At 71.0% G+C, this 18230-nt stretch carries 17 protein-coding genes, 2 pseudogenes and 1 riboswitch; of the genes and pseudogenes, 18 read left to right on the top strand and 1 reads right to left on the bottom strand.

The annotated features are described in order from the left end of the window. Positions 1-32 precede the first annotated feature (32 nt). The 9 genes and pseudogenes from lepB (LNW73_RS08375) to LNW73_RS08335 all read left to right on the top strand — a co-directional run. On the top strand, positions 33-740 hold the full coding sequence (gene lepB / locus LNW73_RS08375; RefSeq protein ID WP_308407647.1) for a signal peptidase I: 708 nt from the start codon (positions 33-35) through the stop codon (positions 738-740). A gap of 65 nt (positions 741-805) precedes the next feature. Continuing rightward, the gene (gene lepB, locus LNW73_RS08370; protein WP_250989508.1) at positions 806-1537 is read left to right on the top strand and encodes a signal peptidase I; all 732 of its coding nucleotides are present in this window, start codon (positions 806-808) and stop codon (positions 1535-1537) included. Then, positions 1537-2016 carry an NUDIX hydrolase gene (locus tag LNW73_RS08365; protein ID WP_250992849.1) on the top strand — a complete coding sequence of 160 codons (480 nt, stop codon included), beginning with the start codon at positions 1537-1539 and terminating at the stop codon, positions 2014-2016. The genes lepB (LNW73_RS08370) and LNW73_RS08365 overlap by 1 nt, the downstream gene beginning before the upstream one ends. A 39-nt stretch (positions 2017-2055) precedes the next feature. Further along, positions 2056-2382 (top strand): DUF2469 domain-containing protein, encoded by a 327-nt coding sequence (locus LNW73_RS08360; protein WP_250977965.1) that lies wholly within the window; start codon positions 2056-2058, stop codon positions 2380-2382. 117 nt (positions 2383-2499) lie between these two features. Then, positions 2500-2859: a YraN family protein gene (locus tag LNW73_RS08355; RefSeq protein ID WP_250989507.1), complete on the top strand. Its 360-nt coding sequence runs from the start codon at positions 2500-2502 to the stop codon at positions 2857-2859. Continuing rightward, positions 2859-4469 (top strand): YifB family Mg chelatase-like AAA ATPase, encoded by a 1611-nt coding sequence (locus tag LNW73_RS08350; RefSeq protein WP_250989506.1) that lies wholly within the window; start codon positions 2859-2861, stop codon positions 4467-4469. Before LNW73_RS08355 ends, LNW73_RS08350 begins: the two co-directional genes overlap by 1 nt. Next, positions 4469-5614, top strand: coding sequence for a DNA-processing protein DprA (dprA, locus tag LNW73_RS08345; RefSeq protein WP_250989505.1), 1146 nt, complete (start codon positions 4469-4471; stop codon positions 5612-5614). The genes LNW73_RS08350 and dprA overlap by 1 nt, the downstream gene beginning before the upstream one ends. A gap of 267 nt (positions 5615-5881) precedes the next feature. Then, a complete protein-coding gene (gene whiG, locus LNW73_RS08340) occupies positions 5882-6718 on the top strand; it encodes an RNA polymerase sigma factor WhiG (RefSeq protein ID WP_250977969.1) in 837 nt (278 codons plus the stop codon). A 50-nt stretch (positions 6719-6768) separates the two neighbouring features. Continuing rightward, positions 6769-7320: pseudogene (locus tag LNW73_RS08335) on the top strand (TetR/AcrR family transcriptional regulator); the annotation flags it as partial. A 247-nt stretch (positions 7321-7567) separates the two neighbouring features. Here the strand turns inward: LNW73_RS08335 and LNW73_RS08330 are convergent. Continuing rightward, positions 7568-8176: pseudogene (locus LNW73_RS08330) on the bottom strand (M23 family metallopeptidase); the annotation flags it as partial. A 273-nt stretch (positions 8177-8449) separates the two neighbouring features. Here LNW73_RS08330 and rpsB point away from each other — a divergent pair. From rpsB to LNW73_RS08285, 9 genes are all read left to right on the top strand, one after another. After that, positions 8450-9394, top strand: a complete 945-nt coding sequence (rpsB, locus tag LNW73_RS08325; protein WP_250977970.1) for a 30S ribosomal protein S2 — start codon at positions 8450-8452, stop codon at positions 9392-9394. Positions 9395-9492: 98 nt separating this feature from the next. After that, positions 9493-10329, top strand: a complete 837-nt coding sequence (gene tsf / locus LNW73_RS08320) for a translation elongation factor Ts (RefSeq protein WP_250977971.1) — start codon at positions 9493-9495, stop codon at positions 10327-10329. A 154-nt stretch (positions 10330-10483) separates the two neighbouring features. Continuing rightward, entirely contained in the window at positions 10484-11281 is a 798-nt protein-coding gene (gene pyrH / locus LNW73_RS08315) for a UMP kinase (protein WP_250977972.1), read from the top strand. A gap of 102 nt (positions 11282-11383) precedes the next feature. Then, complete coding sequence (gene frr / locus LNW73_RS08310) at positions 11384-11941, top strand: ribosome recycling factor (protein ID WP_250980348.1); 558 nt, start codon at positions 11384-11386, stop codon at positions 11939-11941. 240 nt (positions 11942-12181) lie between these two features. After that, on the top strand, positions 12182-13039 hold the full coding sequence (locus LNW73_RS08305; protein WP_250989504.1) for a phosphatidate cytidylyltransferase: 858 nt from the start codon (positions 12182-12184) through the stop codon (positions 13037-13039). A 30-nt stretch (positions 13040-13069) separates the two neighbouring features. Further along, positions 13070-14176: a 23S rRNA (adenine(2503)-C(2))-methyltransferase RlmN gene (gene rlmN, locus LNW73_RS08300; protein ID WP_138356734.1), complete on the top strand. Its 1107-nt coding sequence runs from the start codon at positions 13070-13072 to the stop codon at positions 14174-14176. 61 nt (positions 14177-14237) lie between these two features. Next, a riboswitch (TPP riboswitch) is annotated at positions 14238-14357 on the top strand. Beyond that, the gene (locus LNW73_RS08295; RefSeq protein ID WP_250989503.1) at positions 14352-15479 is read left to right on the top strand and encodes a thiamine ABC transporter substrate-binding protein; all 1128 of its coding nucleotides are present in this window, start codon (positions 14352-14354) and stop codon (positions 15477-15479) included. (Overlaps the previous riboswitch by 6 nt.) Before the next feature lie 95 nt (positions 15480-15574). Next, a complete protein-coding gene (locus LNW73_RS08290) occupies positions 15575-17188 on the top strand; it encodes an ABC transporter permease (protein WP_250989502.1) in 1614 nt (537 codons plus the stop codon). After that, positions 17189-18229, top strand: a complete 1041-nt coding sequence (locus tag LNW73_RS08285) for an ABC transporter ATP-binding protein (protein ID WP_250989501.1) — start codon at positions 17189-17191, stop codon at positions 18227-18229. It abuts the gene before it with no gap. Position 18230 lies beyond the last annotated feature (1 nt).

Here is an 18230-nt window from a genome sequence, read left to right as displayed (position 1 = left end):
CGCTGGTACTGGCGCTGCTGATCAAGACATTCATGGTGCAGGCGTTCTCCATCCCGTCGGACTCGATGCAGAACACCCTGCAGGAGGGCGACCGGGTCCTGGTGGACAAGCTGACCCCGTGGTTCGGCTCCGAGCCCGACCGCGGCGAGGTCGTCGTCTTCCACGACCCGGGCGGCTGGCTGCCCGAGAACCCGCCGCCCAGCGGCAACGCGGTGTCGCGGGGGCTGCAGTCGGCCCTCAGCTTCATCGGTCTGATGCCCTCCGCGCAGGAGAAGGACCTGATCAAGCGGGTCATCGGCGTGGGCGGGGACACCGTCGAATGCAACGGCACCGGTCCGCTGAAGGTGAACGGCAAGGCGCTCGTCGAGCCGTACGTCTACCCGGACAACACTCCGTGCACGATGGACAAGCCGTTCAAGGTGACGGTGCCCAAGGACCACATCTGGGTGATGGGCGACCACCGCCAGAACTCGCTGGACTCCCGGTACCACATGGACCAGCCGGGCAACGGGTACGTCCCGCTCGACGACGTGGTCGGCCGTGCCTTCGTGAAGGCCTGGCCCGTCACCCGCTGGGGCATGCTGCCCATCCCCGACACCTTCGAGCAGCCGGGGATCAACGCCGCGGGTGCCGCGCTGCCGGCCACCGCGGGGCTGGTGGGCGCGGTTCCGCTGGTGCTGATGCGCCGGCGCCGGCTGACCCGTAAGGGCAAGGATGCCGCCGGGGGCTCCGGGAGCTGACCGGCCGCAAATGCCTGCCGGGGACTGCTGACCTCGGCGGGTACCGCCGGGTAGGGTGCGGATCCATGAGCAGCAGTTCCACGAGCAGCAGTGCGATACGTAGGGAAGACGGCCGGCTCGGACACGTACTGTCCGGGCTGGCCGTAGCCATGGGGTGTGTGCTGTTCCTGGGCGGCTTCGCCTGGGGAGCGGTGACCTACCGGCCCTACACCGTGCCGAGCCAGTCCATGCAGCCGACCGTGGAGCCGGGGGACCGGATCCTGGCGCAGCGGGTCGACGGGTCGGAGGTCCGGCGCGGCGACATCGTGGTCTTCCAGGATCAGCTGTGGGGCAGCGCGACGCTGGTCAAGCGTGTCGTCGGGGTGGACGGTGACGTCATCACCTGCTGCGACCAGCAGGGCCGGATGCTCGTCAACGGCAAGCCGGTCGAGGAGAGCTATCTGCTGCACGAGGGACCGGCGTCGATCACGCCCTTCAAGACCACGGTTCCCAAGGGGCAGCTCTTCCTCCTCGGCGACAACCGGGCCGAGTCGCTGGACTCCCGTGTGCACATGACCGGCGGCGAGACCGGTACGGTGCCGCGCGGCGCGGTCCGGGCCCGGGTGGACGCCGTGGCGTGGCCGCTCGGGCGGCTCGGCATGGTGGACCGGGCCAAGAACTTCACCGCGCTGCCCGGCGGGGTCTCCCAGCCGGGACCACTGCGCTGGATCACCGTCGCGGTGTTCGCCGGAGCGGTGCTGATCCTCGGCGGCGCCGCGTACGGACCGATCGCCCGCAGACTGCGCCGCCGCCGGTGATCAGGCGCCGCGCGGCCCGGGTCGTCCTGCTGGATCCAGCGGACCGCATCCTGCTGCTGCACGGCTTCGAACCGGCCGACCCTTCGACGACCTGGTGGTTCACCCCGGGCGGCGGGGTCGAGGAGGGCGAGAGCCTGGACGCGGCGGCCCGCCGGGAACTGGCCGAGGAGACCGGGATGACCTCGGTGGAACTGGGGCCGGTGCTGTGGGAGCGGACGTGTTCGTTCGCGTTCGACGGGCGCCAGTGGGAGCAGGACGAGTGGTACTACCTGGCACGCACCAGGACCACGGACTTCGACACCGGTGGGCACACCGAACTGGAGCGGCGCAGCGTCGCCGGGCTCCGGTGGTGGACCTGCGAGGAACTTCTGTCCTCTCGTGAGACGGTGTACCCGATCAGGCTCGCCGGGCTGCTGCGTACGCTGCTCGACGAAGGACCCCCACAATTCCCGATCCCGCTGGGGACGGAGCGTGACTGACGCACAATGGGGGGACGTACGGCTGAAGGGGAACATGCGATGAGCGCCGAGGACCTCGAGAAGTACGAGACCGAGATGGAGCTGAAGCTCTACCGGGAGTACCGCGATGTCGTCGGGTTGTTCAAATATGTGATCGAGACCGAGCGGCGTTTCTACCTCACCAACGATTACGAGATGCAGGTGCACTCGGTTCAGGGTGAGGTTTTCTTCGAGGTGTCCATGGCTGACGCCTGGGTGTGGGACATGTACCGGCCGGCCCGCTTCGTGAAGCAGGTCAGGGTCCTCACATTCAAGGACGTGAACATCGAAGAGCTGAACAAGGCCGATCTCGATCTGGCGTCCGACGAAGCGGGCTTCAACAGCTGACCCCGGGTGGGGATGACGGCCCGCCGACCGGCCTCTCCGACCGGGTTATCCACAGCTGAGTTCAAGATCATCTCTAGTGCACCACCTCCGTCACAGTGAGTGGCGGAGGTGGTGTGCGTGAACGCACGAGCAGCCCGTGGCAGGTATGGCGAGGAACTGGCGGCCCGCTGGCTGGCCACGGCCGGCCTGAGAGTGCTGGAACGGAACTGGCGGTGCCGCGGCGGCGAGGTGGACATCGTCGCGTCCGAGGGCGACGCGCTGGTGATGTGCGAGGTCAAGACCCGCACCGGCGGTGACTACGAGCACCCCATGGCCGCCGTCACCCCGCGCAAGGCGGAGCGGCTGCGGCTGCTCGCCGAGTACTGGCTCAGCGAGCACGGCGGCCCGCCCTCCGGCGGGGTGCGGATCGACCTGGTCGGGGTCGTCCTGCCCGGCCGCGGCGCGGCCCGGGTCGAGCATGTCCGGGGGGTGGCCTGATGGGCTTCGCCCGCACCTGCTCGGTGGCCCTGGTCGGGGTGGAGGGCGTGGTCGTCGAGGTCCAGGCCGACCTCGAACCGGGGCTCGCCGCCTTCACCCTCGTCGGACTGCCCGACAAGAGCCTGAGCGAGAGCCGCGACCGCGTCCGCGCGGCGATCGTGAACAGCGGCGAGACCTGGCCGCAGAAGAAGCTCACCGTGGGGCTCAGCCCCGCCTCGGTCCCCAAGAGCGGCAGCGGCTTCGACCTCGGGGTCGCGTGCGCGGTCCTCGCCGCCAACGAACGGATCGCGCCCCGGGCCATCGCCGATCTGATGATGATCGGCGAGCTGGGCCTCGACGGCCGGGTGCGGCCGGTCCGCGGTGTGCTGCCCGCCGTCCTGGCCGCGGCCGACGCCGGGTACCGGCACGTCGTCGTTCCGGAACGCACCGCGGCCGAGGCCTCGCTCGTCCCGGGAGTCTCGGTGCTCGGCATCCGCACCCTGCGCCAGCTCGTCGCGATCCTCAACGACGAGACGGTCCCGGAAGAGGAGGAGGACCGGGACGAGGGGCGCCCCGACCCGCTGCTCGCCGGGCTCGCGGTGCCCGGGGCCGGCATGGGCACCGGAGTCTCCGACCGGGAGGTGCTCCCCGACCTCGCGGACGTCGCGGGCCAGCACACCGCCCGGCGCGCCCTGGAGATCTCCGCGGCCGGCGGCCATCACCTGTACTTGAAGGGCCCGCCGGGCGCCGGAAAGACGATGCTGGCCGAGCGGCTGGCCGGGCTGCTGCCGCGGCTCACCGCACAGGAGTCCCTGGAGGTCACCGCGGTGCACTCGGTCGCCGGGATCCTCCCTCCCGGCAAACCGCTGATCGACACCCCGCCGTACTGCTCCCCGCACCACTCGGCGACCATGCCCTCCATCATCGGTGGCGGCAGCGGTCTGCCCAGGCCGGGCGCGGTCTCCCTGGCCCATCGCGGTGTGCTCTTCCTGGACGAGGCACCGGAGTTCAGCGGCCGGGTGCTTGACGCGATGCGCCAGCCCCTGGAGTCCGGGCATGTCGTGGTGGCCCGTTCCGCGGGAGTGATGCGGCTGCCCGCGCGCTTCCTGCTCGTCCTCGCCGCGAACCCCTGTCCGTGCGGACGGCATTCGCTGCTGGGGCTGGGGTGCGACTGCTCATCGGCCGCGGTCCGCCGGTACCAGGCGAGACTGTCCGGGCCGCTCCTGGACCGGGTGGACCTCCGCGTCCAGGTCGAGGCGGTGACCCGTACGGAACTGATCGAGGGCGCCTCGGGCGCCGAGCCCAGCGCGCGGGTCGCGGACCGGGTGCGGCTGGCGAGGGAACGGTCGGCGGTCCGGTACGCGGAGACCCCGTGGCGGACCAACAGCGAGGTGCCCGGCCATGAGCTGCGCACCCGCTGGCAGGTGGGCCCGACCGGACTGCGGGAGGCCGAAAGAGACATGGAGCGCGGCCTGCTCACCGCCCGGGGCCTGGACCGCGTCCTGCGAGTGGCCTGGACGATCGCCGATCTCGCCGGGGTCGAACGGCCCGGTCCGCAGGAGATGGCGGAGGCCCTGCAACTGCGCACCGGCATCGCCCGCGGTGTACCGGCCGTCGTGGGCGGTGGCTGATGGACGTCGGTGAGGAGGAGCGGCTCGCCCGCGCCGCGCTGACCCGGATCGCCGATCCCGGTGACGAGACCGTCGGCGGATGGCTGCGGGAGCGCGATCCACGGGACGTGGTGCGGGGGATCCTGGCCGGTGCGCCGCTGCCGGGGGCGAGCGAGCGGCGGATGGCCGGCTACCGGATACGCGCCGGAGCGCTGGACCCCGCCGCGGATCTGGCCGCGGTGGCGGCGCTCGGCGGGCGCTTCGTCTGCCCGGGCGACGCCGACTGGCCCGCGCAGCTGGACGATCTCGGCGCCGCACGGCCCTACGGCCTGTGGGTGCGGGGGCGGCCGAAGCTGCGGATGTGGGCCCTGCGGTCGGTCGCCGTGGTGGGCGCCCGGGCCTGTACCGACTACGGCGCCCATATGGCGGCCCGGCTGGGCGCGGGGCTGGCCGAAGCCGGCTGGGTGGTGGTCTCGGGCGCGGCGTACGGCGTGGACGGCGCGGCCCACCGGGGCGCGCTGTCGGCGGCCGGGGCGACCATCGCGGTGCTGGCCTGCGGAGCGGACGTGCCCTATCCGCCGGGGCACGCCGACTTGATCTCCCGGATCGCGGAACAGGGCCTCGTCATCGGCGAGTTGCCACCGGGCTCCCATCCGACCCGCAGCAGGTTCGTGCTCCGCAACCGCGTCATCGCCGCCCTCACGCGCGGCACCGTGGTGGTCGAGGCACAGCACCGCAGCGGCTCGCTGATCACCGCGCGGTGCGCCCGGGAACTGGGGCGGCTGACGATGGGCGTGCCGGGCCCGTGCACCTCGGGCCTGTCGGCCGGTGTGCATGAACTGCTGCGCAATGAGGCGGCGCTGGTCACCGACGCGGCGGAGGTCGTCGAGATGGTCGGCCGGATCGGCGGGGACCTGGCGCCCGAGCGACGCGGTCCGGTACTGCCCAGGGATCTGCTGGAGGCCGCCGCCACGCGGGTGCTGGAGGCGCTGCCCGCCCAAGGCGGCGCCGGCGTCGAGCAGATCGCCCGCGCCTCGGCCACCGGAAAGGACGACACGCTCGGACGCCTCTACGAATTGCAGGCACTCGGCTTCGTGGAACGGGACGGCGAACGATGGAAGTTGACCCGATTCACCCAGGACGGGACGGTTCCCCGGGCAGAGTGACCCGGTCAACACGGAGCACCTCGGGGGAAGGTGGTTGACCTGGGGCAATCGGGTGAAGAGGTTTGGAGTCGGCGTGGGGAATGCATGATTGCTCAACATTCCCTCGCGGGAGACTCGCGGTGGACTCGCAGCCCCGAACCCCTCAGCGGAACGTATCTGCGCATGCCCCACACGGAAGTCGTAGCAATAAGCGACACTATGGTCACGCTACGCTCCCATTGACCCCATTTTCAGCCCACGTCTCGGCAGAACGGCACAAGACGACGCATGCCCCAGCACACCCCCGGGCCGGACCGGGCCACGGCGGCCACCGCCGCGCGCAGTGCCCCCCGTCCCGCCGCCCCCACCTCGCTCGACGCGCTGTGGCGGACCTACAAGTCCACGGCGGACGCGAAGCTCCGGGAGCAGCTCATCCTGCACTACTCACCGCTGGTGAAGTACGTGGCGGGACGGGTCAGCGTCGGCCTGCCGGCCAACGTCGAGCAGGCGGACTTCGTGTCCTCGGGGGTCTTCGGGCTCATCGACGCCATCGAGAAGTTCGACCCGGAACGGGCGATCAAGTTCGAGACGTACGCGATCACCCGGATCCGCGGCGCCATGATCGACGAGCTGCGGGCGCTGGACTGGATCCCGCGCTCCGTACGGCAGAAGGCGCGCGCGGTGGAGCGCGCCTACGCCACCCTGGAGGCCTCGCTCCGGCGCACCCCCAGCGAGTCCGAGGTCGCCGCCGAGATGGGCGTCGGCCTGGAGGAACTGCACGGTGTGTTCAGCGCCCTGTCGCTGGCCAACGTGGTGGCGCTGGAGGAACTGCTGCACGTCGGCGGTGACAGCGGCGACCGGCTCAGCCTGGTCGACACCCTGGAGGACACCGGCGCCGACAACCCGGTCGAGGTCGCGGAGGACCGCGAGTTGCGCCGGCTGCTGGCCCGCGCGGTGAACACCCTCCCGGAGCGCGAGAAGACCGTGGTGACGCTCTACTACTACGAGGGGCTCACGCTCGCCGAGATCGGCCAGGTGCTCGGTGTCACCGAGAGCCGGGTCAGCCAGATCCACACCAAATCGGTGCTGCAGTTGCGCGCGAAGCTGGCGGACGTCGGCCGCTGACGCCGGTCACCGCCTACAGTGGACGGGTGCCCAGGATTCGAGCGGCCTCGGTGGCCGAGCACCGGACGATGCAGCGCGACGCCCTGCTGGACGCCGCCCGATCCCTCCTGACCGAGGGCGGCACGGAGGCGCTGACCTTCCCCGCCCTGGCCGAACGCACCGGCCTCGCGCGGTCGTCCGTCTATGAGTACTTCCGCTCCCGGGCGGCCGTCGTCGAGGAACTGTGCTCGTTCGACTTCCCGGTGTGGGCCGCCGAGGTCGAGGCTGCGATGGAGGCCGCCGACGGCGCCGCCGCCAAGATCGAGGCCTATGTGCGCAGTCAGCTCACCCTGGTCGGCGACCGCCGGCACCGGGCCGTGGTGGCGATCTCGGCGGGCGAGCTGGACGCCGGGGCCCGCGAGAAGATCCGCGCGGCGCACGGCGGCCTGGTCGCCATGGTGGTCGAGGCGCTGGCCGACCTCGGGCACGAGGAGCCGCGGCTGACGGCCATGCTGCTGCAGGGCGTCGTGGACGCCGCGGTGCGCCGGATCGAGCTGGGCGCCGCCGAGGTCCCGGAGCGGATCGTCGACGCCGCGGTGGCCATGGCCCTGCGCGGAGTGCAGAGCCCGGCCACCACCGCGGCCCCGGACCCGGACCTGGACTCGACCCCGGTATCGGCTTCGACCCCAGCCCCGGACCCGGTATCGGATTCGGCCCCGGACCCGGTATTGGATTCGGACCCGGCCCCGCTCGTCGAACAGCCGTAGTTCCAGTTCCGGCCGCCGGCTCGGGAACGCCGAACACCGGCAGCAGCCGGGACCGGCCGCCGTGCTTCATCCAGTCGGGCAGCAGGGTCAGCGGGTCGAGGTAGACGTCCCCGCGCAGCAGCCCCCAGTGCAGACAGCCCGCGGGGCAGTGCCACGGCCCGCGCTCCAGCACCCCCACCACCTCGCCCGCGGCCACCTCGTCACCCACCGCGACCTGGGCCCGTACCGGTTCATAGGTGGTGCGCAGCCCGTCCGGCAGCAGGACCGAGACCACATCGACACCGGCCACCCGGCCGGCGAAGGACACCCTCCCCGGCGCGGCCGACCGCACCGGAGTGCCCGGTCCGGCCCGGAGATCCACTCCTCGGTGCCCGCGGCCCCACGGAGTCGCGGGTGGCTCAAAACCACGCTCCACCACCGGCCGCCCACCCGACGTCCCACCCGTCGTCCCACTCCCAGCCCCACCTCCAGCCCCATCCCCGGCCCCACCTCCAGCCCCACCCGCGCCGCCGCCGACCGGCCAGCTCCGGGGGCCGGGTGAAGGCACTCCAGGTGAAGGCACCCCGGGCGAAGGCACCCCGGACGCCGCGTTCGAAGGCGCCCCCGCGGGCCCGCGGTAGCCCGCGACCGGCAGCGGTACGGCGAAGGCCAGCGCGGCGAGGAGGGAGAACCACAGGGGCAGAACGAGGGGAAGAACCGGGGAAGCGACCATGCTCCGACGGTCCCGTATTCCGGTCCCGAAAGACGATCATGAATGCGGCCTGTGGATAACCCGGTGGCCGAAGAAGCTGTCGTTCCGCACTCCGCCGGTCACGTACACTTTCTCTGGCGATCCGGGTCACCGGGTCGACTTCGCACGCCCCGCCACCGACTTCCTCGTGAAGGGTGGCCGCGCCCCTCGGTCCCTCGTGGCACGGCGCGTCGGGGCGTCAGGCGCGACGGCCGTCCGGCCGCCGCGATAACCGAGTCCTCAAGGAGCGCGGCCATGGCCGTCGTCACGATGCGGGAGCTGCTGGAAAGCGGCGTCCACTTCGGTCACCAGACCCGTCGTTGGAACCCGAAGATGAAGCGTTTCATCTTCACGGAGCGCAACGGCATCTACATCATCGACCTGCTCCAGTCGCTGTCGTACATCGACCGCGCCTACGAGTTCGTCCGCGAGACCGTCGCCCACGGCGGCTCCATCATGTTCATCGGCACCAAGAAGCAGGCGCAGGAAGCCATCGCCGAGCAGGCCTCGCGCGTCGGCATGCCCTACGTCAACCAGCGGTGGCTCGGCGGCATGCTCACGAACTTCTCGACCGTCTACAAGCGCCTGCAGCGCCTGAAGGAGCTCGAGGAGATCGACTTCACGGATGTGGCCGCCTCCGGCCTCACCAAGAAGGAGCTCCTGGTCCTCTCCCGCGAGAAGGACAAGCTCGAGAAGACCCTCGGTGGTATCCGCGAGATGCAGAAGGTGCCCAGCGCCGTCTGGATCGTGGACACCAAGAAGGAGCACATCGCCGTCGGTGAGGCGCGCAAGCTGCGCATCCCGGTCGTCGCGATCCTCGACACCAACTGCGACCCCGACGAGGTCGACTACAAGATCCCGGGCAACGACGACGCGATCCGCTCCGTCACCCTGCTCACCCGTGTGATCGCCGACGCCGTCGCCGAGGGCCTCATCGCCCGCTCCGGTGCCGCCACCGGTGACAAGAAGGCCGAAGGCGCCGCCGAGCCGCTCGCCGAGTGGGAGCGCGAGCTCCTCGAGGGCGAGAAGGCCAAGGACGAGACCGAGGCTCCGGTCGAGACCGGTGCTGAGACCGAGGCCGTCGCCGACGCCGCCGCCGAGACCGTCGTCGAGGCCGTCGCCGACGCCGAGGCCCCGGTGGCCGACGCCGCCGAGACCGTCGAGGCCCCGGCCGCCGACGCTGAGGCTGACAAGGCCTGAGGCTCCGCCTTCCAGTACGTGTGACGACGGCGGGGGCTCCGGCCCCCGCCGTCCAGCCGTAGATCAACCGACTCTCATCGGGAAGAGACGCAACGACCATGGCGAACTACACCGCCGCTGACGTCAAGAAGCTCCGCGAGCTGACCGCCGCCGGCATGATGGACTGCAAGAACGCTCTCGTAGAGGCCGAAGGCGACCTGGACAAGGCCGTCGAGATCCTCCGTGTCAAGGGCCAGAAGGGCGTCACCAAGCGCGAAGGCCGTTCGGCCTCCAACGGTGCCGTCGTCTCCCTGATCGCCGAGGGCGCTTCCGAGGGCGTACTCCTCGAGCTCAACTGCGAGACCGACTTCGTCGCGAAGGGTGACAAGTTCGTCACCGTCGCCGACGCGCTGGCCGCGCACGTCGCCGCCAGCAAGCCCGCCGACGTCGAGGCGCTGCTCGCCTCCGAGATCAAGGACGGCCAGACCGTCCAGGCGTTCGTCGACGAGGCCAACGCCACCCTCGGCGAGAAGATCGTGCTGAGCCGCTTCGCGCAGTTCACCGACGGCTACGTCGCCTCCTACCTGCACCGCACCAGCCCGGACCTGCCCCCGCAGGTCGGCGTGCTGGTCGAGCTGGACAAGGAGAACGCCGAGGTCGCGAAGGACGTCGCGCAGCACATCGCCGCGTTCTCGCCGCTCTTCCTGTCCCGCGAGGACATCCCCGCCGAGGTGCTCGAGAACGAGCGCCGCGTGGCCGAGGCCACCGCGCGCGAGGAGGGCAAGCCGGAGGCCGCGCTCGCCCGTATCGTCGAGGGCCGTGTGACGGGCTACGTCAAGGAGAACTCCGTTCTCGAGCAGTCCTTCGCGAAGGACAGCAAGAAGACCGTCCAGAAGGTTCTGGACGAGGCCGGTGTCACGCTGAAGCGTTTCGCGCGCTTCCGCGTCGGTGTCTGAGCCAGCCAGCGAATGACCGACGACCCCGCTAGGGTCGGACGCGGTCGGCCGCCCGCCGGCCGACCGCAGTAGTGACGAGGAGGCCATTGCCGTAGAGGGAACCCACGTGGACCCACGGCAATGGCCTTCTTCGTACGCGCATGAGGAGATCTCCATGGATGAGGGCGCCGACAAGGCCGCCGACAAGGCCAGCGACTCCGGAACCGGCACCACGTCCGGCACCGGGGTTCCGCGGAGCCGGTACCTGCTGAAGCTGTCCGGCGAGGCCTTCGCCGGAGGCGGCGGACTGGGCGTCGACCCGGACGTCGTCCACGCGATCGCCCGCGAGATCGCAGCCGTCGTCCAAGAGGGCTACGAGATCGCCATCGTCATCGGCGGCGGCAACTTCTTCCGTGGCGCGGAGCTCCAGCAGCGCGGCATGGACCGGGCCCGCTCGGACTACATGGGCATGCTCGGCACCGTCATGAACTGCCTCGCCCTCCAGGACTTCCTGGAGAAGGAAGGCATCGAGACCCGCGTGCAGACCGCCATCACGATGGGCCAGGTCGCCGAGCCGTACATCCCGCTGCGCGCGGTGCGGCACCTGGAGAAGGGCCGCGTCGTCATCTTCGGCGCCGGCATGGGCATGCCGTACTTCTCCACCGACACCACCGCCGCCCAGCGCGCCCTGGAGATCGACGCCCAGGCGCTGCTCATGGGCAAGAACGGGGTCGACGGGGTCTACGACTCCGACCCCAAGCACAACCCGGACGCGGTCAAGTACGACGCCTTGGAGTACAGCGAGGTCATCTCGCGGGACCTCAAGGTCGCCGACGCCACCGCGATCACCCTGTGCCGTGACAACAAGCTGCCGATCCTCGTCTTCGAGCTGCTCGCCGAGGGAAACATCTCGCGAGCCGTAAAGGGTGAGAAGATCGGCACGCTCGTCAACGACCAGGGCACGCGGGGCTAACCGCCCGCACCCGGGGATGGACAACAGGCTGCCGGTCGGACACCGTGCAGGAAAGACGCGCGCAGGGGCCAGGCTCTGCCTTCTGAAAACCAGGAGCACATGGTGATTGAAGAGACCCTCCTCGAGGCCGAGGAGAAGATGGAGAAGGCCGTCATCGTCGCGAAGGACGACTTCGCCGCGATCCGCACCGGCCGTGCGCACCCCGCGATGTTCAATAAGATCGTGGCCGAGTACTACGGCGCCATCACGCCCATCAACCAGCTCGCCTCCTTCTCGGTGCCCGAGCCCCGGATGGCCGTGGTCTCCCCGTTCGACGTCAGCGCGCTGCGCAACATCGAAGAGGCGATCCGCAACTCGGACCTCGGCGTCAACCCGAGCAACGACGGCCGCATCATCCGGGTGGTGTTCCCGCAGCTGACCGAGGAGCGCCGCAAGGACTACATCAAGGTCGCCCGCAGCAAGTCGGAGGACGCGAAGATCTCGATCCGCGCGATCCGCCGCAAGGCCAAGGAGACCCTGGACAAGCTGGTCAAGGACGGCGAGTCCGGTGAGGACGACGTGCGTCGCGCCGAGAAGGAGCTCGACGACACGACGAGCAAGTACACGGCCCAGATCGACGAGCTGCTCAAGCACAAGGAAGCCGAGCTGCTCGAGGTCTGACGGACCGCTGCCACACGGCGGTACGACCGTTCGTTCTCCCGGGGGGTGACCCCCGCACCCCCCGCCAGAACACCAGGCCGGACGCCTGGTCCGGAACAACAACGCGAGGCGAAACTCAGTGAACGACTCCTCCTGGAGTGCCACGCCGCGCTCCGGCCACTGGGAAACGCCGGCGGGGGACCGGGCGACGGCTCGGCGGGTTTCGCGCAGGATGCGCTCGACGCAGCGCAGACTCGTCGTATGCCGCCTGAGCCGTCACCGGAACCCGTCCCGCCCGTGAAGAAGTCCGCAGGTCGCAACCTGCGGGCCGCGATAGGGGTCGGCGTCGGCATGGGCGCGGTCATCGTCGCCTCGCTGTTCATCGTCAAGGCCGCCTTCGTCGGTGTGGTGGCGCTCGCCGTCGTCGTCGGCCTGTGGGAGCTCACCTCCCGGCTCGCGGAGAAGAAGTCCATCCGCATCCCGCTCGTACCGCTCGCGGTCGGCGGGGTCGCCATGGTCGTCGCGGGCTACGCGCGCGGCGCCGAGGGCGCCTGGATCGCCATGGCCCTCACCTCGCTCGCCATCCTCGTCTGGCGGATGACCGAGCCGCCGGAGAACTACCTGCGGGACGTCACCGCCGGCATCTTCGCCGCCTTCTACGTGCCCTTCCTCGCCACCTTCGTGTCGATGATGCTCGCCGCGGACGACGGGCCCTGGCGGGTCCTCGTCTTCCTGCTGCTCACCGTGATCAGCGACACAGGCGCCTACGCCGTCGGCTGGCGCTTCGGCCGCCGCCTCCTCGCCCCGCGCATCAGCCCCGGCAAGACCCGCGCCGGCCTCTTCGGCGCCATCGCCTTCGCCATGACGGCCGGCGCCCTGTCGATGCAGTACCTGATCGACGACGGCAAATGGTGGCAGGGCCTGATCCTGGGCCTGGTCGCGGCGGTCAGCGCCACCCTCGGCGACCTCGGCGAATCCATGATCAAGCGCGACCTCGGCATCAAGGACATGGGCACCCTCCTCCCCGGTCACGGCGGCATCATGGACCGCCTCGACTCCCTCCTCCCCACCGCCCCGATGGTCTGGCTGCTCCTGGTCGTCTTCGTCGGGACCGGCTGACCTCCGCGCGTCTGCGACACTGGTAGCACCATGCCTGTACCCGGAGAACTCACCTTTGCCGTGCCGCGTGGGGCCAAGAAGCCCCCGCGGCACCTCGCCGACCTGACCCCTGCCGAGCGACGGGAGGCGGTTGTCGAGCTGGGCGAGAAGCCGTTCCGTGCCAAGCAGCTGTCGCAGCACTACTTCGCGCGGTACGACGACGACCGGGCCGCCTGGACGGATATTCCGGCGGCGTCGCGCGACAAGCTCGCGGACGGGCTGCTGCCCGAGATGATGTCGGTCGTGCGGCACATCAGCTGTGACGACGACACGACGCGCAAGACACTGTGGCGGCTGTTCGACGGGACGCTCGTCGAGTCGGTGCTGATGCGGTATCCGGACCGGGTCACCATGTGCATCAGTTCGCAGGCCGGGTGCGGGATGAACTGCCCGTTCTGTGCGACGGGGCAGGCGGGTCTCGACCGGAATCTGTCGACCGCCGAGATCGTGCACCAGATCGTGGCCGGGATGAAGTCGCTGCGGGACGGCGAGATCCCCGGTGGGCCGGCCCGGCTGAGCAACATCGTGTTCATGGGCATGGGCGAGCCGCTGGCCAACTACAACCGTGTCATCGGCTCGATCCGCCGGCTGACGGACCCGGAGCCGGACGGGCTCGGACTGTCGCAGCGCGGGATCACCGTGTCGACGGTCGGGCTGGTGCCGGCGATGCTGCGGTTCGCCGACGAGGGCTTCAAGTGCCGGCTCGCGGTGTCGCTGCACGCGCCGGACGACGAGCTGCGCGACACCCTGGTGCCGGTCAACACCCGCTGGAAGGTGCGCGAGGTGCTGGACGCCGCGTGGCACTACGCGGAGGTGTCCGGCCGCCGGATCTCCATCGAGTACGCGCTGATCAAGGACATCAACGACCAGGCGTGGCGGGCGGACCTGCTCGGGCGGCTGCTCAAGGGCAAGCGCGTGCATGTGAACCTCATCCCGCTCAACCCCACCCCGGGTTCCAAGTGGACGGCCTCGCGGCCGGAGGACGAGCGGGCGTTCGTGCGGATGCTGGAGTCGCACGGGGTGCCGGTGACCGTCCGTGACACGCGGGGCAGCGAGATCGATGGAGCGTGCGGGCAGCTGGCGGCCTCCGAAGGCTGAGACGCCTGCCGGGTGTCGGCGGGCCCGCTGCTATCGTGGCTCGTAGATTCGTACAAATGAACATTTCCGACAGGGGAGCGCACCAGCGCTGAGAGTGCGGCCACCGGCGAAGCCGGTGCGGCCGCAGACCCTCGGACCTGATCCGGGTAATGCCGGCGTAGGGAGTCAACCGCTCATGAACACCAACCTTCGGCGCGCCGCGACAGCGGTCGTGGCCACCGCACTCGGCGCCACGGCGCTGGCCGCCTGTGGCGGCTCCGGCGACAAGGCCGACGGCTCGAAGACGGCGACGCCGTCGAAGACCGTCACCCTCGTCAGCCATGACTCCTTCGCCGCCTCGCCGGCGGTGCTGAAGGAGTTCACCAAGGAGACCGGCTACACCGTCAAGGTGCTGGCCGGAGGTGACGCGGGCGCGGCCGTGAACCAGGCGATCCTGTCGAAGGGGCACCCGCAGGGCGATGTCTTCTTCGGCGTCGACAACACGCTGCTGTCGCGGGCCCTCGACAACGACCTGTTCACGCCGTACGAGGCCAAGGGCCTGGACCAGGTCCCGGCGGCGCTGCAGCTCGACAAGGACAAGCACCGGGTCACCCCGATCGACTCCGGCGACGTCTGCGTCAACTACGACCGCAAGTACTTCGACGCGCACAAACTGGCCGTTCCGGCGACCTTCGACGACCTGATCAAGCCGGAGTACAAGAACCTGCTGGTCACCGAGAACTCCGCGACGTCCTCGCCGGGCCTGGCCTTCCAGCTCGGCACGATCGCGAAGTACGGCGATGGGGGCACCTCCCAGGGCGGAGCCTCTGGGGGAGGGTGGCAGGACTACTGGAAGAAGCTCAAGGCCAACGGCGTCGAGGTCGTCGACGGCTGGGAGCAGGCGTACAACGACCGCTTCTCCGGCTCGGCCGGCGGCAAGGGCAAGGGCGACAAGCCGCTCGTCGTCTCGTACGCCTCCAGCCCGCCCGCCGAGGTGCTGGGTGTCAAGCCGCAGCCGGCGCAGGGGCCGACCGGCGTCGCGACCGGTACGTGCTTCCGGCAGATCGAGTTCGCCGGGCTGCTCAAGGGCGGCAAGAACGACGCGGGCGGCAAGGCGCTGCTGGACTTCCTGCTGAGCAAGACGTTCCAGCAGGACATGCCGCTGCAGATGTTCGTGAACCCGGCCCGCCAGGACGCGGCGCTGCCCGCCGAGTTCACCAAGTACGGCGTGAAGATCGACACCCCGCCGACCGTGGCGCCCGACGAGATCGCCAAGAACCGTGACCAGTGGGTCAAGACATGGTCCTCGCTCGTCCTGAAGTAGGGACTCCGGAAGCGGCTCCCGGGGAGCCGCGCCGCGGGACCCCGGTGAGGGGCCGGCGGCGCGCCCCGCGGGCCGCCGCGGTGCGGCTCGGTCTGATGGCCGTGCCCACCGCGTTCTTCGCGGTCTTCTTCGCCTATCCGGTGGCCGCCATCGTCACCCGGGGGCTGCGCGAGGGCGGCCGGTGGCGGTTCGGCCGGATCGGCGAGGTGCTGACCGACCCGGAGATCCTGCGGGTGCTGTGGTTCACCGCGTGGCAGGCGGTCGTCTCGACCGGGCTGACGCTGCTGATCGCCCTCCCGGCGGCGTATGTCTTCGCCCGCTTCGAGTTCCCCGGCAAGCGGCTGCTGCGGGCGGTGGTGGCGGTGCCGTTCGTGCTGCCCACGGTGGTGGTCGGCTCGGCGTTCCTGGCGCTGCTGGGCCGCGGCGGCATGCTCGACGACCTGTGGGGCGTCCGGCTGGACACCACCGTGTGGGCGATCCTGCTCGCGCACGTCTTCTTCAACTTCGGTGTCGTCGTCCGGTCCGTCGGCGGGCTCTGGTCGCAGCTCGACCCGCGCCAGGAGGAGGCCGCCCGGGTGCTGGGCGCCGGCCGCTTCGAGGCGTGGCGCCGGGTGACGCTGCCGGCGCTGGGGCCGGCCGTGGCCGCCGCCGCGCTGATGGTCTTCCTCTTCACCTTCACGTCCTTCGGCGTGATCCAGATCCTCGGCGGGCCGAAGTACTCCACGCTGGAAGTGGAGATCTACCAGCAGACCGCGCAGTTCCTCGACCTGCCGACGGCCGCCGTGCTCACCCTCGTGCAGTTCGCGGCGGTCGCCTCGATCCTCGCGCTGCACGCGTGGACGGTGCGCCGCCGGGAGAGCACCCTGAAGCTCGTCGATGCCGCGCACACCTCGCGGCGGCCGCGGGGCGCGGCCCAGTGGGCGCTGCTGTGGGCGGTGCTGGCCGTGATCGTCCTGCTGATCCTGGTGCCGCTCGGCGTCCTGGTGGCGCGTTCGCTGGACGGGCCCGACGGCTACGGGCTCACCTTCTACCGGGCGCTGCTCTCGGTCCCGGAGACCGGCGGCACCTTCGTCGTCGCGCCCATCGAGGCGGTCTGGAACTCCCTGCAGTACGCGGCGGTGGCCACGCTCATCGCGCTGCTGGTGGGCGGCCTCGCCGCCGCCGCGCTGACCCGGCGCGCCGGCAGGCTGGTGCGGGGCTTCGACGCGCTGCTGATGCTGCCGCTGGGCACCTCGGCGGTGACCGTCGGCTTCGGCTTCCTCATCACCCTCGACGAGCCCCCGCTGGATCTGCGGTCGACGTGGCTGCTGGTGCCGCTGGCGCAGGCGCTGGTCGGTGTGCCGTTCGTGGTCCGCACGATGCTGCCCGTGCTGCGCGCCGTCGACGAACGGCTGCGGGAGGCGGCGGCGGTGCTCGGCGCCTCGCCGTGGCGGGCCTGGCGCGAGGTGGACCTGCCGCTGGTGCGGCGCGCGCTGCTGATCGCGGCGGGCTTCGCGTTCGCCGTCTCGCTCGGCGAGTTCGGCGCGACCGTCTTCATCGCGCGGCCCGACAACCCGACCCTGCCGGTGGCGGTGGCCCGGCTCCTCGGGCGCGCCGGGGAGCTCAACTACGGGCAGGCGATGGCCCTGAGCACCGTTCTGATGCTGGTGTGCGCGGGCGCGCTGCTGGCACTGGAGCGGCTGCGCACCGACCGTTCAGGAGAGTTCTAGATGACGCAGTCCTCCACCCCGCTGCTGCGGCTCGACGGTGTGACGGTCCGCTTCGGGGAGCGCGCGGCGCTCGACGCCGTGGACCTGGAGGTCGCCGCGCACGAAACGGTGTGCGTCCTGGGCCCCAGCGGCAGCGGCAAGTCCACCCTGCTGCGCGCGGTGGCCGGGCTGCAGGCGGTGGACGCCGGGCGGGTGCTGCTGGACGGCCGCGACCAGGCGGGCGTTCCCACCCACCGGCGCGGTCTCGGCCTGATGTTCCAGGACCACCAGCTCTTCCCGCAGCGGGACGTCGGCGGCAACGTCGCCTTCGGACTGCGGATGCGCGGGACCCGCCGCGACGAGGCGGACCGCACGGTCGCCGGACTGCTCGACATGGTGGGCCTGCCCGGCGCGCAGCGGCGGGCCATCGCCGCGCTGTCCGGCGGTGAGCAGCAGCGCGTCGCGCTGGCCCGCGCGCTGGCCCCCGAGCCGAAGCTGCTGATGCTGGACGAGCCGCTCGGTCAGCTCGACCGCGGTCTGCGGGAGCGGCTCGTCGTCGAACTGCGCCAGCTGTTCGGCCGGCTCGGCACGACGGTGCTGGCCGTCACCCACGACCAGGGCGAGGCGTTCGCGCTCGCCGACCGGGTCGTGGTCATGCGCGACGGTCTGATCGCGCAGACCGGCACCCCCCTCGAGGTGTGGCAGCGGCCCGCCTCCGAGTTCGTGGCCCGCTTCCTCGGCTTCGACAACGTCGTCGAGGCGACCGTGCACGGCGAGGCGGCCGACACCCCGTGGGGCAAGGTGCCGGTGCAGCCCGGCACGCCCCAGGGGCCGTGCCGGCTGCTGGTCCGCCCCGCCGGGGTGCGGCTGACCGGCGTCCGCGACGGGCTGCCCTGCACGGTGACGGCCAGGACGTTCCGCGGCGACCTGGTCACCCTGCTGCTGCGCCCGGCGGACGGGCCGCCGCTGGAGGCGGCCTGCTCGCTGCGGGACGCGCCGGAGGCCGGCACCGAGGTGGGCGTCGCCTTCACCGCCCAGGACGTCGTGGTCCTCAGCGTCTAGT

Origin of the sequence: Streptomyces sp. RKAG337, from assembly GCF_023701715.1 — a bacterium.
In the GTDB taxonomy this organism is placed as follows: domain Bacteria; phylum Actinomycetota; class Actinomycetes; order Streptomycetales; family Streptomycetaceae; genus Actinacidiphila.
Note: the sequence above shows the minus strand (reverse complement) of the source record. Positions and strands in the feature narration are given on the sequence as shown.

What these genes read in the sequence shown, in the direction of transcription:
- lepB (WP_308407647.1), top strand. Translation starts at nt 33, where the DNA reads ATGGTGCAGGCGTTCTCCATCCCGTCGGACTCGATGCAGAACACCCTG.
- lepB (WP_250989508.1), top strand. Translation starts at nt 806, where the DNA reads ATGAGCAGCAGTTCCACGAGCAGCAGTGCGATACGTAGGGAAGACGGC.
- LNW73_RS08360 (WP_250977965.1), top strand. Translation starts at nt 2,056, where the DNA reads ATGAGCGCCGAGGACCTCGAGAAGTACGAGACCGAGATGGAGCTGAAG.
- LNW73_RS08350 (WP_250989506.1), top strand. Translation starts at nt 2,859, where the DNA reads ATGGGCTTCGCCCGCACCTGCTCGGTGGCCCTGGTCGGGGTGGAGGGC.
- dprA (WP_250989505.1), top strand. Translation starts at nt 4,469, where the DNA reads ATGGACGTCGGTGAGGAGGAGCGGCTCGCCCGCGCCGCGCTGACCCGG.
- whiG (WP_250977969.1), top strand. Translation starts at nt 5,882, where the DNA reads ATGCCCCAGCACACCCCCGGGCCGGACCGGGCCACGGCGGCCACCGCC.
- rpsB (WP_250977970.1), top strand. Translation starts at nt 8,450, where the DNA reads ATGGCCGTCGTCACGATGCGGGAGCTGCTGGAAAGCGGCGTCCACTTC.
- tsf (WP_250977971.1), top strand. Translation starts at nt 9,493, where the DNA reads ATGGCGAACTACACCGCCGCTGACGTCAAGAAGCTCCGCGAGCTGACC.
- pyrH (WP_250977972.1), top strand. Translation starts at nt 10,484, where the DNA reads ATGGATGAGGGCGCCGACAAGGCCGCCGACAAGGCCAGCGACTCCGGA.
- LNW73_RS08305 (WP_250989504.1), top strand. Translation starts at nt 12,182, where the DNA reads ATGCCGCCTGAGCCGTCACCGGAACCCGTCCCGCCCGTGAAGAAGTCC.
- rlmN (WP_138356734.1), top strand. Translation starts at nt 13,070, where the DNA reads ATGCCTGTACCCGGAGAACTCACCTTTGCCGTGCCGCGTGGGGCCAAG.
- LNW73_RS08295 (WP_250989503.1), top strand. Translation starts at nt 14,352, where the DNA reads ATGAACACCAACCTTCGGCGCGCCGCGACAGCGGTCGTGGCCACCGCA.
- LNW73_RS08290 (WP_250989502.1), top strand. Translation starts at nt 15,575, where the DNA reads ATGGCCGTGCCCACCGCGTTCTTCGCGGTCTTCTTCGCCTATCCGGTG.
- LNW73_RS08285 (WP_250989501.1), top strand. Translation starts at nt 17,189, where the DNA reads ATGACGCAGTCCTCCACCCCGCTGCTGCGGCTCGACGGTGTGACGGTC.